Annotated in this window: 13 protein-coding genes and 1 tRNA gene; 6 read left to right on the forward strand and 8 right to left on the reverse strand. The window is 58.8% G+C overall.

The window, feature by feature from the left end; genetic code table 11:
* Positions 1-8: 8 nt before the first annotated feature.
* Both LZU96_RS16255 and hpxU read right to left on the reverse strand, forming a co-directional pair.
* Positions 9-794, reverse strand: coding sequence for a transporter substrate-binding domain-containing protein (locus tag LZU96_RS16255; RefSeq protein ID WP_233985215.1), 786 nt, complete (start codon positions 792-794; stop codon positions 9-11).
* A 192-nt stretch (positions 795-986) separates the two neighbouring features.
* On the reverse strand, positions 987-1,826 hold the full coding sequence (gene hpxU / locus LZU96_RS16260; protein ID WP_031374964.1) for a MurR/RpiR family transcriptional regulator HpxU: 840 nt from the start codon (positions 1,824-1,826) through the stop codon (positions 987-989).
* A 143-nt stretch (positions 1,827-1,969) separates the two neighbouring features.
* Here hpxU and LZU96_RS16265 point away from each other — a divergent pair, with 143 nt between their 5' ends.
* From LZU96_RS16265 to hpxZ, 4 genes are read left to right on the forward strand one after another with little or no spacing between them, the layout of a single operon-like run.
* Positions 1,970-3,556 carry a gamma-glutamyltransferase family protein gene (locus LZU96_RS16265; protein WP_233985216.1) on the forward strand — a complete coding sequence of 529 codons (1,587 nt, stop codon included), beginning with the start codon at positions 1,970-1,972 and terminating at the stop codon, positions 3,554-3,556.
* A 12-nt stretch (positions 3,557-3,568) separates the two neighbouring features.
* Positions 3,569-3,751, forward strand: coding sequence for an oxalurate catabolism protein HpxX (gene hpxX, locus LZU96_RS16270; RefSeq protein ID WP_233985217.1), 183 nt, complete (start codon positions 3,569-3,571; stop codon positions 3,749-3,751).
* A complete protein-coding gene (locus tag LZU96_RS16275; RefSeq protein ID WP_233985218.1) occupies positions 3,748-5,145 on the forward strand; it encodes an AtzE family amidohydrolase in 1,398 nt (465 codons plus the stop codon). The genes hpxX and LZU96_RS16275 overlap by 4 nt, the downstream gene beginning before the upstream one ends.
* Positions 5,145-5,528: an oxalurate catabolism protein HpxZ gene (hpxZ, locus tag LZU96_RS16280; RefSeq protein WP_094120435.1), complete on the forward strand. Its 384-nt coding sequence runs from the start codon at positions 5,145-5,147 to the stop codon at positions 5,526-5,528. The genes LZU96_RS16275 and hpxZ overlap by 1 nt, the downstream gene beginning before the upstream one ends.
* A gap of 57 nt (positions 5,529-5,585) precedes the next feature.
* Here hpxZ and puuE read toward each other — a convergent pair whose 3' ends face one another.
* The 3 genes from puuE to LZU96_RS16295 are packed head-to-tail and all read right to left on the reverse strand — an operon-like array spanning position 5,586 to position 8,033.
* Complete coding sequence (puuE, locus tag LZU96_RS16285; protein ID WP_233985219.1) at positions 5,586-6,548, reverse strand: allantoinase PuuE; 963 nt, start codon at positions 6,546-6,548, stop codon at positions 5,586-5,588.
* Positions 6,549-6,582: 34 nt separating this feature from the next.
* Positions 6,583-7,314: an allantoin racemase gene (hpxA, locus tag LZU96_RS16290; RefSeq protein WP_094120433.1), complete on the reverse strand. Its 732-nt coding sequence runs from the start codon at positions 7,312-7,314 to the stop codon at positions 6,583-6,585.
* Positions 7,311-8,033, reverse strand: a complete 723-nt coding sequence (locus LZU96_RS16295) for a GntR family transcriptional regulator (RefSeq protein WP_233985220.1) — start codon at positions 8,031-8,033, stop codon at positions 7,311-7,313. The genes hpxA and LZU96_RS16295 overlap by 4 nt, the downstream gene beginning before the upstream one ends.
* 145 nt (positions 8,034-8,178) lie before the next feature.
* Between LZU96_RS16295 and LZU96_RS16300 the strand changes: the two genes are divergently transcribed.
* A complete protein-coding gene (locus LZU96_RS16300) occupies positions 8,179-9,672 on the forward strand; it encodes an NCS1 family nucleobase:cation symporter-1 (protein WP_233985221.1) in 1,494 nt (497 codons plus the stop codon).
* Positions 9,673-9,743: 71 nt separating this feature from the next.
* Here the strand turns inward: LZU96_RS16300 and LZU96_RS16305 are convergent.
* Positions 9,744-9,820, reverse strand: a tRNA-Asp gene (locus LZU96_RS16305).
* Between the two features lie 134 nt (positions 9,821-9,954).
* Positions 9,955-10,686, reverse strand: a complete 732-nt coding sequence (dnaQ, locus tag LZU96_RS16310; protein WP_069727889.1) for a DNA polymerase III subunit epsilon — start codon at positions 10,684-10,686, stop codon at positions 9,955-9,957.
* Positions 10,687-10,737: 51 nt separating this feature from the next.
* Between dnaQ and rnhA the strand changes: the two genes are divergently transcribed.
* Entirely contained in the window at positions 10,738-11,205 is a 468-nt protein-coding gene (gene rnhA / locus LZU96_RS16315) for a ribonuclease HI (RefSeq protein WP_233985222.1), read from the forward strand.
* Here the strand turns inward: rnhA and LZU96_RS16320 are convergent.
* Entirely contained in the window at positions 11,187-11,924 is a 738-nt protein-coding gene (locus tag LZU96_RS16320) for a class I SAM-dependent methyltransferase (protein ID WP_233985223.1), read from the reverse strand. The genes rnhA and LZU96_RS16320 overlap by 19 nt on opposite strands.
* Between the last annotated feature and the right edge of the window lie 30 nt (positions 11,925-11,954).

An 11,954-nucleotide genomic window follows, 5' to 3' on the forward strand; every position in this document is an offset into this window, starting at 1 on the left:
TCCGTTCCTCAGGCGCCGAGGCTGGCGGGCAGCGGGGCTTTCAGCCACTGTTCTGACAGGCTATTCAGGGTGCCATCTTTGATACCCTGCTCAATCAGCGCATCAATCTTCGCTTTCAGTGCCGGCTGGTCTTTCTTCAGGCCAATAAAGCAGGGCGAATCTTTCAGCATAAACTGCGCCACCGGGGCTTTGGCCGGGTTCTGGCGGGCAATCGCGGCCACGACCAGGTTACCGGTCGCCACATACTGCACCTGACCGGAGAGGTAGGCTGACAGCGTGGTGTTGTTATCTTCGTAGCGTTTTACCTGGGCGTCCTTCGGTGCCACCTCACTCAGCACCATATCCTCCACCGCACCGCGCGTGACGCCAATCGACTTGCCGCTGAGTGCCGCCGCCGATTTGATCTCTTCGCCCTTCGGCCCAAAGACGCCAAGGAAGAACGGCGCGTAGGCGCGGGTGAAATCGATCACTTTTTCACGTTCAGCATTTTTGCCCATGCTGGAGATCACCAGATCGACCTTGTCGGTTTGCAGATAAGGCACCCGGTTAGCACTGCTGACCGGCACCAGCTGTAACTTAAGTTTCATCTGCTTCGCCAGGTACTTCGCCATGTCGATGTCGTAACCCTGCGGTTGCAGATCCGTGCCGACTGATCCAAACGGCGGGAAATCCTGGGGCACAGCCACGCGGATCACGCCACGCTGCTGGATATCCTGCAGTTGATCGGCCAGCGCGCTGCCTGCCTGTGCCATCAGTAATGCCGCTGCGGCAACCGCCATCAAAACTTTTTTCATTATGCACCCCGGTGAGATTGTGTGAAACAAAAGATTCTTTAGCTTCCAATCTGCAACTAATGTGCCAATCAGCGCAGCGGGAGAAAAAAGGTGGAGTGGCAATGAGATGGTGAGAAAAGCGGCGTTATCCGCCGCGATACGCCGTCGGGAAAGGTTGTACTAAAATGGGGCAAGGCACCAAAACGGTGCCTGTTAGCGGTGCTCCAGCTCGTCAAACTGCTGGTAAAGGTCGGCAATCTGATGAATGCGCTGGCGGCCCTGCGCCAGCATTTCATGCAGCAGCGCGTTGGCGATCAGGTTGATCAGGCTCATTGCCGAGGCGTAGCTATCAAAGGCCGAGACGCTGTCGAGCGGCGCACAGAGCTGCCAGCGTGCCAGCGCAATCACCGTTTGCGCCTGCGGCTCACACAGCGCCAGCAGCGGGATGCCGGCGGTTTGTAGCTGCTGCATCAGCGGGCGAATCATCCGGGTGCGACGGCGGAACGCCATCACCACCACCATATCGTCCGGCGTAATATCCACCAGCTCCTCGGCCAGCGTCTGGCCTGGCTGCGGCAGAATATGCACCTGCGGCCGCGCCTGCATCAGCTGCTGACGCAGGTGCAGCGCCACCGGATAAGCGTTGCGCATCCCAATGATAAACACCCGTTTTGCCTGCGCCAGCTGCTGGATCACCTCGCCGAAATGCTGCGCGTCCAGGCTATTGACCCATTGCGTCAGGTTAGCCATCTCCTGCTTATAGTGGCGCGACAGCAAGGTGTTGCCCTGCACCGCATCGCGGTTATCGGTCAGCGGCATACCGCTCTGTCGCAGGGTACGCAGCTCATCGCGCATCTCTTTATACTTTTCATAGCCCAGCCGTTTGAACAACCGGCTGACGGTGGCTTTCGACACGCCGCTGAGCCGCGCCAGCTCGGCGCTGTTGTAGCTGATCAGATCGTCAAAATGGTCAAAAACAAAGTCAGCAATACGCTGCTCTTGCGGTGAGAGCTGGGAATAGTGGCTTCTGAGTCGTTCATCAAGCTGTTGCATAACAGGTCCTGTAACTTTTGTTTCAGCTGAAGCTAGCATAATTTGCGCCAGGTTAACGCGGCTGTCATAACGGCCGGAATGAAAACTGGAACAGCTCTTGCTTTGTATACCGTTCTGTCACCCGATAACAGAACGAGAAAAGCATGAATCAAAGCAATATGGCCCCGCAGGGGATGGCGGTGACGCCGCACCATCTGGCCAGTGAAAGTGCGCTGGCGGTGCTGCGTGACGGCGGCAACGCCATTGAAGCGATGGTGGCGGCGGCCTCAACCATCGCCGTGGTCTATCCGCACATGAATGGCCTTGGCGGCGACGGCTTCTGGCTGATTATGCCGCCGGGCGGCGATCCTGTCGCGATTGATGCCAGCGGCGCCGCCGGATCGCTGGCCCACTTCGACTTTTACGCCGATCATCAACAGATCCCGCATCGCGGTCCGAAAGCCGCATTAACCGTTGCCGGCACGGTCAGCGGCTGGCAGGAAGCGTTACAGCTGGGCGCGGAGCTGGGCGGTACGCCGCTGCCGCTGGCGCGTCTGTTGCGCGATGCCATTCGTTATGCCGCCGATGGCATTCCGGTCACCGCTTCGCAGACCGCCGCCACGACGACATTCCGCCACGAGTTGCAGCATCAGCCCGGCTTTGCCGCCACGTTTATGCCCGATGGCGATGTGCCGCAACCGGGCAGCCGCTTTACTCAGCCAGCGCTGGCGCAAACGCTGTGTCAGCTGACGGAACAGGGACTCGACAGTTTCTATCGCGGTCCGCTGGCGCGCCATCTCGCCAGTGAGCTGTCAGCGCTGGGTATGCCGATCACCCTTGAGGATCTGCAACAGCAGCGCGCCCGCCGCTGTACGCCGCTGCATCTGTCACACAGCGAAGGCGATATCTGGAATATGACGCCGCCGACCCAGGGCATGGTGTCGCTGGCGATCCTGGGCATCACCGACGTGCTGGAGATGGGCGACGCCACTGAAGCGCAGACTATCCACCGCATCGTTGAGGCGACCAAAAAAGCCTTTGCGCTGCGTGACAAACACATCACCGATCCGCGTCACGTTACCGAAGATTTGCAGGCGCTGCTCGACAGCGATCATCTTCGCACGCTCGCCAGCCAGATTGACGATCGCCAGGCGGCGCCCTGGGGCAACGGCCGCGGGCCGGGCGATACGGTCTGGATGGGCGTGATGGACAGCAGCGGCCTCGCGGTATCGTTTATTCAGAGTATCTATCACGAATTTGGCAGCGGCGTGGTGCTGCCCGGCACCGGTATCACCTGGCAGAACCGCGGTGCGGCCTTCAGTCTCGATCCCGATCATCTACTGGCGCTAGCCCCTGGCAAGCAGCCGTTCCATACCCTGAATCCGGCGGCTGCGCGGCTGAAAGATGGCCGCACGCTGGTTTATGGCTCGATGGGAGGCGACGGCCAGCCACAGACCCAGGCGGCGATTTTTACCCGTCATGTGATTCAGGGCCTGCCGCTGCAGCAGGCGGTGAGCGCGCCACGCTGGCTGCTGGGCCGCACCTGGGGCCAGTCTTCCGACTCGCTCAAACTGGAGAGCCGCCTGGCACCGGAAACGGTGGAGCAGCTGCGCCAGTGGGGACATCAGGTCGAACTGCTGCCGGCCTTCAGTGAATTTGTCGGCCATGCGGGCGCAATTGTGCGTCACAGCAATGGCATGTTTGAAGGCGCCAGCGATCCGCGCAGCAACGGCAGCGCCGCCGGTTTTTAACAGGAGCCCACCATGAACTCACCAGACTGGACCCACTACATCGCTCATATGGAGCAGATACTGCAACTGGAGCTGGATGACGCCCGGCGCGCAGAGTTATTAATCCAGCTCACGCGAATTGCGCAGATGGCGGAGCCGCTGATGGCTTATCCGCTCGACGATCGGCTGGACGTCGCGGGAGTGTATCAGGCATGAAATTGAGCGACGTTTCGATTCAGGCATTACGGCTGGCGATCCACAGCGGTGAGATCAGTGCCAGAGAGGTGGCTGAAACCACACTGCAGGCGATTGAGCAGCACAATCCACAGCTCAATGCATGGACTGAGGTGACCGGGCAGCGGATGCTGAAAGAGGCAGAGAGTATTGATGCAAAGCGGCAGCGCGGTGAAGATCTGCCGCCGCTGGCGGGCATTCCCTACGCGGTAAAAAACCTGTTTGACGTTGCAGGCTACAGTACGCTGGCCGGTGCCAGCCTGTTCAGCCAGCGGCCCGCGGCGCGTGCCGATGCCTTTGCCATCGACCGGCTGCGGCAGGCGGGCGCGACGCTGTCGGGTATGCTGAATATGGACGCCTACGCCTACGGCTTTACCACCGAAAACAGCCACTACGGCGCGACCCGTAATCCACGCGACCTGAGCCGCGTAGCTGGTGGCTCATCGGGCGGTTCAGCCGCGGCGGTGGCGGCCGGTCTGGTCCATTTTTCACTTGGCACTGACACCAACGGCTCGATCCGGGTTCCCGCCTCGTTGTGCGGCACCTTTGGCCTGAAGCCCACCTTTGGCCGCCTGTCGCGTAGCGGCAGCCATCCGTTTGTCGCCAGCCTTGACCACATCGGTCCCTTCGCCCGTCGGGTCGACGATCTGGCGCTGGTCTATGACCAGCTACAGGCCGCAGACAGCGCCGATGCGTTTCAGGCCAGTCGTCCTGCTGCCGCGACGCTGCCAGGCTTGTCCCGGGGTCTGGAAGGGCTACGCTGCGGCGTACTGGGCGGCTTTTTCAGTGAATGGTGTGATGAGGAGGCGCGGGCTGCGGTGGCCGTTGTTGCCGCCGCGCTCAACGCGCAGGACGAGGTGATGATGCCGGAAGCCGAGCTGGCACGCTCTGCGGCCTTTATCATGACGGCGGCGGAAGGCGGCACGCCTTATCTGCCCGCCTTGCGCCAGATGCCGGAACAGTTTGAGCCCAACTCGCGCGAGCGTTTACTGGCGGGAGCGATGATGCCCGCCGCCTGGTATCTGCAGGCGCAGCGTTTCCGCCGCCATTTCCAGCAGCAGGTGCTGCCGCTGTTCAGCAAGTTTGATCTGCTGATTGCCCCGGCGACGCCGTGCAGCGCGATCACCATTGGACAGCAAACGATCACCATTAATGGGGAGGAACTGCCCGCCAAAGCCAGCATGGGTATGCTGACGCAGCCGATCTCGTTCCTGGGATTGCCGGTCTGTACCGTGCCGCTGGCGACCCGAAGCGGTCTGCCGATTGGCCTGCAGTTAATCGCCCGTCCCTTTAATGAAGCCGCGGTGCTGCGGGCTGCCTGGGTACTGGAGCAGCAAGGGTTCACCGTGGCGCAAATCAACATGGCAGGAGCCTGATGGACATTCAACAGATCAATTTACCGCAGATAGTCAGTGAAGTGACGGCGCAGTTTACCCGCTACGAGCAGGCGCTGATCGGCAACGATATCGCCGAACTGGATGCGCTGTTCTGGCATGATCCCCGTACCGTGCGGCTGGGTGCCGGTGAGAATTTGTATGGCATTGATGAGATCCGCGCATTCCGGGCGGCCCGCCCTTCCGCCGGGCTGGACCGGACGCTGCGCAACACGGTGATCACCACCTTTGGCGAAGATTACGCGGTGTGCAGCACCGAATTTACCCGCGCCGGCAGCGATAAAATCGGCCGCCAGCAGCAAACCTGGGTGCGGTTGCCGCACGGCTGGTGCATCGTTGCGGCGCAGGTAAGCCTGATGAGTTAAGCGGGCTGGCGAGGCGTTTCATCCGGCCTGACGGCTGAATGAAACGCCTTGCAGTCATCAGGACGCGTCGGGTGCCGGATGCGTTTTGATCCAGTGATCGGCAATCTGCTGACGGCTGCAAATCCAGACGTCATCGTGCTGCTGGATATGGTCGAGGAAATTCTGTAAGGCACGGAATTTTCCCGGACGGCCCAGCAGGCGGCAATGCATCCCCACCGACATCATTTTCGGTGCGGTTTCGCCCTCTTCATACAGCACGTCAAAGGTATCACGCAGATAAGTGAAGAACTGTTCAGCGGTGTTGAAGCCCTGTGGCGAGGCAAAGCGCATGTCGTTGCACTCCAGGGTATAAGGGATGATCAGATGCGGTTTGACCGTACCATCCTGGCAGGTGACCTGGGTCCAGAACGGCAGGTCGTCGCCATAGTAATCACTGTCGTAGCTGAAACCGCCCTGCTCCACCACCAGACGTCGGGTATTCGGGCTGTCGCGCCCGGTATACCAGCCGGTCGGCGCTTTACCAAACAGGTCGAGCAAAACGTCCACCGCCTGCTGCATGTGCTGGCGTTCGGTTTTTGCGTCCATGCCCTGATAGTGGATCCAGCGCCAGCCGTGGCTCACTACGTCGTAATCCGCCTGTTTGATCGCCTCAACGATTTCCGGATGACGCGCCAGCGCCATCGCCACGCCAAAGACGGTTAATGGCAGACCGCGCTTCTGAAATTCGTTATGGATGCGCCAGAAACCCGCGCGTGAGCCGTACTCATACAGCGACTCCATCGACATGTGGCGATCCGGATAACTGGCCGCGCCAATGATGTCGGAAAGGAATTGCTCTGAGCCGGCATCGCCGTGCAGCACGCTATTTTCCGCCCCTTCTTCGTAATTCAGGACAAACTGCACCGCCACGCGGGCGTTGTTAGGCCAGGCGGCGTGCGGCGGGTTAGCGCCATAACCGATTAAATCGCGCGGATAGTTTTTGTTAAAGCTGTACTCTTTTTTCTCTGCAGCGTCAGTCATTACTCGCTTCCTGTGATCAATCGGGAGAGTTCCGTTAGTTTAGATGCTGAAACGCACCTGAGAGAGGTTTCTGCAAAGGCCAGGCCAGATCGCCATGTTTACTGGTGCCAAAGCCCAGCGCCACCAGCGACTCCACCATTTTGACCGCCGCACCCACGCCATCAATCACCGGCAAACCGAGTTCCTGCGTCAGCGAAGCGGCCAGCGTTGCCATGCCGCCACAGCCCAGCACAATCGCCCCGCTGCCATCTTCACGCTTCGCCTGAATGCAGCGCTGACGTACCTTCTCCTGCGCAACACCGCTGCCATCTTCCAGCGCCAGTACCGGCAGATCGATGGCGTGCAGCGCCGCGCAGTGATGGGTAAAGCCATATTGCTGCAGCAGATGACGCGCAATGACCAGGGTGCGTGGCAGCGTGGTGACAATCGAGAAACGCGTCGCCAGCAGCGTCGCGGTGTGCATCGCTGCTTCCGCTATCCCCACCACCGGCCCGCTGGCCAACTCCCGCGCCGCCAGTAAGCCCGGATCGCCGAAGCAGGCAATGACATGACCGCTGACACCCTGCGCTTTACCCAGTTTGATCTGCTCCAGCACGCCGATAGCGGCTATCGCTTCATCGAAGTGCCCCTCAATCGACGGTACGCCGTGTGCCGGACAGACGGCCAGAATGTCGGTGCCGGGTGCCGCCACGGCGCGGGCCGCCTGACCGATGGTTTCGGTCATTGCCAGGCTGGTATTCGGGTTGATGACCTGAATCAGGCTCATGATGCGTTTCCTTTGTCGCTGCCAAACAGCCGGCTGAAATCGGGCAGCGTCTCGCCACTGCGCTCAAAGTGCAGGCTGGAGACGATATGATCAAAATGGTGTTGCAGGGCCTGGGTCAGCGGCGCTAAGGCGCGTTCCCGCAGCAGGCTGAGCAACCGGCTGTGATCGTCGCAGCGACAGCCGTGCTGCCACGGCGCGCCATAGGCGGCAATCACCAGCGATGAGCGCTGCGTCAGGCGGGTTACGATCCCGGTCAGCACCTGGTTACCTGAGATCGCCTGCAGCTGTATATGAAAGGCCGCCGATAACCGAATCGCGGCCGCGCCGTCACGATCGGCGTGCGCCTGATTCTCCTGCTCAATCAGTTGTGCCAGCGCCGCCAGATGCGGGGCCTGCAGATGCGCCAGCACCGCAGGCAGATTGGCGCACTCCAATAAGCTGCGGGTACGAAAAATATCGCGCGCCTCATCGACGCCTGGGGTGGTGACCTGTGCACCGCGTTTGGGCGTCAGCGTGACCATTTGCACCGCGGCGAGGCGTTGCAGCACTTTACGAATCCCGGTCCGACTGACGCCAAACACCGCAGAAAGGGCCTCTTCCGGCAACTTACTGCCGGGCGGCAACTGATGTTCAACGATGGCGTTCATCAACGCCTGGTAGATAACCTCATCTTTATCATGCCGTTCGGTAGCCTGTCTCTGGCCTGTTTCACTCTTCATTACCCGCTCCGGTAGGTGACTGTGCGCACTCATATCGTATACGTGAACAATAATTTTTGTATACAAGAAATCAAATCTGGCCTGAATCCTGCAGTAGCGTTTCACGCAATTATTCATTCCATTCCCGGGTAGAGGAGCAGGTTTCATGCCAAATCATTCAACGGTGGCCAGCAAGGCCTCTGAAGCCAACGCCAGCTACAGCCCAAGGCTGTGTAACGACGACCTGGCACCGACCCGCGATCAGAACTGGTCGTGGTACAACATCTTTTCGTTCTGGATGTCAGATGTGCACAGCATGGGCGGATATGTGGTGGCTGCCAGCTTCTTTACGCTGGGGTTAGCCAGCTGGCAGGTGCTGCTGTGTCTGCTGGTCGGCATCTGTATTGTGCAGCTCTGCGCCAATCTGGTGGCGAAACCGAGTCAGATGGCGGGCGTACCTTACGCGGTGATCTGCCGCCAGGCGTTTGGCGTGTTTGGCGCCAATATTCCGGCGGTGATTCGCGGCCTGATCGCCTTTGCGTGGTATGGCATTCAGACCTATTTAGCCGCCAACGCCCTGATGCTGGTGCTGCTGAAGTTTGTGCCGTCGCTGTCATCCATGACTGAAAGCAGCTGGCTGGGCCTGTCGCTGCTGGGCTGGTGCTGCTTCGGTACGATGTGGCTGCTGCAGGCGATGGTGTTCTGGCACGGCATGAGCGCCATTAAGCGTTTTATTGATGTTGCCGGACCGGCAGTTTATGTCGTGATGGTGGCGCTGGCGGGCTGGATTGTATACAAGACCGGTTTTGATGGTATCTCATTCACCCTTGCCAGCAAGTCGCTGTCGGCGGGTGAGCAGACCTGGCAGATGATTACCGCCACCGCATTGGTGGTCTCTTACTTCTCCGGTCCGCTGCTGAACTTTGGTGATTTCTCTCGCTACGGTAAAAGCATGTCGGAGATCCGTCGCGGCAACCGCTGGGGTTTACCGTTCAACTTCCTGCTGTTTTCGATTGTGACGGTGGTGATTGTCTCAGGTACGCAGTCCCTGTTCGGCAAAATGATCACCGACCCGATCGAAACGGTCAGCCGGGTCGGCAACGATCTGGCGGTGGCGATTGGCCTGCTGACCATGATCATCGCCACCATCGGCATCAACATCGTTGCCAACTTTGTTTCACCCGCCTTTGACTTCTCTAACTGTTCGCCGCAGAAGATCAGCTTCCGGACGGGCGGGATGATCGCCGCGGTGGGTTCGGTGCTGCTGACGCCGTGGAACCTGTTCCAGTCACCGGAACTGATTCACTACACGCTCGACGTGCTGGGCTCCTTTATCGGGCCACTGTTCGGCATCCTGCTGACTGATTTTTATCTGATTAAACGTGGCCGGATCGATGTCGACGATCTCTTCAATGATACTCCGGCAGGCCGTTACTGGTATCGCGGCGGCTTTAACCCGAAAGCCATTGGCGCCCTGCTGCCGTCGGTGGCGATCTGTCTGGTGATCAGTTTTATTCCGTCACTGCATGAGGTTGCGAACTTTAGCTGGTTTATCGGTGCAGGTCTGGCAGCCGGCTGTTATCGCTTTATTGCCCGTGACGAGCGTGAAGGAGAAGACGTTGCAGCCTGGCGCAGTGATGTGGCGGTGCAGAAGGATTAAGCACGCCTAAAGGCCTGGCGCGCAGACAGCAAAAAGCCGATTCATTTCTGAATCGGCTTCTTTAAAGAGATTGGCGGAACGGACGGGGCTCGAACCCGCGACCCCCTGCGTGACAGGCAGGTATTCTAACCAACTGAACTACCGCTCCGCGCTTTGTTCCCCGTCGAGAACGAGGCGAATATTAATGGCAGGCTGTTAACACGTCAACGCTTTTTCCGGCAGCAGAAATCGTTTGCTGGTTTTTTCACCTTCTCGTTGATTTTACCCGCAAAATCATCGATCTCAGCCGCGCCACAGGCAGCTACCGCCCTTCTTCATTACTAAATCGAGACGCGATTCATGCGCAACGATCTCCTCATCGCTGGCGGTCACTACCCGTAAGGCGGATGCCGGACGCACGATACGCTGAATGCTTTCGCCCTGCGCCTGGCGTGCGCTTTCACTCTCCGATAAAAATGAGAGTGAAGTCTGCCCGCCGGTCATGGTCAGAAAGACGTCAGCCAGGATCTCAGCATCGAGCAGTGCGCCGTGCAGGGTTCGTTTGCTGTTGTCGATCTCATAGCGTGAGCAGAGCGCGTCAAGGCTGTTGCGCTTGCCCGGGAACATCCGGCGCGCCAGCGCCAGGCTGTCGGTAATTTTGCAGAAGGTTTCGGTTTTTTCGATGCCGCGCTGCAGTTTGGCAAATTCGTAATCCATGAAGCCGATATCAAACGGCGCGTTGTGAATTACCAGCTCAGCGCCGCGGATGTAGTCGAGAAACTCATCGGCGATCTCGCTGAACGTCGGTTTGTCAGCAAGGAACTCATCCGCAATGCCGTGCACGCCAAAGGCTTCCGGATCCACCAGCCGATCGGGCTTCAGATACATATGAAAGTTGTTACCGGTCAGGCGGCGGTTAATCACTTCGACCGCACCAATCTCAATGATGCGGTGACCCTCATAATGCACCCCGATCATGTTCATGCCGGTGGTTTCAGTATCGAGTACGATCTGGCGGTTATTTGCAGTGCTCATAAGACCCGTTTTATGTCAGACTTAGCGTTTTTGAGAGGAAGTCTACCAGAGATGCGCAAACAGGTAGAAATATTCACCGATGGATCCTGTCTTGGAAATCCCGGCCCCGGTGGTTACGGTGCCATTTTACGTTACGGCCAGCATGAGAAAACCTTCAGCGCCGGTTATCACCTTACCACTAATAACCGGATGGAACTGATGGCGGCGATTGTCTCGCTGGAGGCGCTGAAACAGCCGTGCGACGTGGTGCTCAGCACCGACAGTCAGTATGTCCGTCAGGGTATTACCAGTTGGATCCACAACTGGAAGAAACGCGGCTGGAAAACGGCCGACAAAAAACCGGTGAAGAATGTCGATCTCTGGCAGCGTCTCGATTTGGCGCTCAGCACCCATAAAATCCAGTGGGAGTGGGTTAAAGGCCATGCCGGTCACCCGGAAAATGAGCGCTGTGATGAACTGGCGCGCAGTGCCGCTGAGAATCCCGCCTTTGATGACATCGGTTATAAAACCGAATCCTGATCCTCTTTCTGCCGGAACTGGCGCGTGGCGTTGACCGTCTGACGAATTTTACTGGTGCTGAGGCTTTTCTTCGCCCGGGTCGGAATCAGCGGGAAGGTGCGTTTACGCGCCACCACAATATTCAGACATCCCAGCGCCGGCAGATGGGCGCTGATCAATTTCCCGCCCTGCCGGTGCCACGGCAGCACCTGAAAGCGGGTGCGGTAGACCACTTCGTAATTGAGCAATCCCAGCCAGTCCAGTAGCCGCATCTGGCTGAACATCCTGCCGCTCCACGGCGCTTTGCGCGGTAAACCCGGCACGATTTTACTGACGCCGAGCAGGCTGAATGGGTTAAAGCCACTGATGATCATCCAGCCATCGTCAATTAACACCCGATCGACTTCACGTAATACCCGATGCGGGTCCTGACTCCATGCCAGAGTGTGCGCCAGTAAACAGGCATCAATGGATTTCGATTCAAACGGCAGCTGCATCGGATTGGCCAGCACCTGTAACAGCTCGCCCTCACTGCCGACGTTGACCTGATGTGAAATAGCGCAGTTTTCGGTGTTGATTTCTGCGCTCAGGTTGCCAAGCTTAAGCATATGAAAGCCATATAGCTTTCCGAGGTAAGGCTGAAGCTGCTGCGTCAGCGCGTCACGAAAATAGTCTCCCCATGGCATATCGCGCCATGAGAGCGGCGCATTCAGAATCTGGCGTGTTTTAGCGGGCTTCATGCGTTACCCTCTTCCTTTTCCTTCGGCCTG

It is taken from the genome of Pantoea agglomerans (assembly GCF_021397715.1).
Lineage (GTDB): Bacteria > Pseudomonadota > Gammaproteobacteria > Enterobacterales > Enterobacteriaceae > Pantoea > Pantoea astica.